1 protein-coding gene is annotated in these 387 nt (G+C 40.3%); it reads right to left on the reverse strand.

Annotated features, from left to right (window positions below):
* Positions 1 to 22: 22 nt before the first annotated feature.
* The coding region (locus tag P20495_RS21230) for an ISAs1 family transposase (protein WP_033016585.1) at positions 23 to 387 on the reverse strand (365 nt) is incomplete at its 5' end.

The raw sequence follows: 387 nt of genomic DNA on the forward strand, positions 1-387 counted from the left end.
AGGGCAAGAGCATGAAAAAAGTCTATGCGTTCAGTACCTTTTCAAGGTAGGCTGTACTGCGCATAGCTTTTTTCTGTTTTGCGGGCATGCCTTTACTAAAGCTTTTTTCTGCTTTTAGCTGATTAAATGCGATGTGTCTCAGCCCCGCAAATACAGGTGCTGCACCTTCGCGCCTAATTCGACACTCATCTTCTTTAAATCCTACATCTAAACGCCAATGTAATCCATTTTCTATTTGCCAATGTTGTCGTGCTCCTCTCGCGAGTTCTTCCGCTGTTAAATTCGCTGAACTAATATAGTATCTATAGCATAACTCATTGCTTAATTTACCTTTTTCTTTTCTATAAGAAACAATAACACCCACTGTTTTTACACCTTCCCAGTGTG

It is taken from the genome of Pseudoalteromonas sp. BSi20495 (assembly GCF_000241185.1).
GTDB classification, from domain to species: Bacteria; Pseudomonadota; Gammaproteobacteria; order Enterobacterales; family Alteromonadaceae; genus Pseudoalteromonas; species Pseudoalteromonas fuliginea.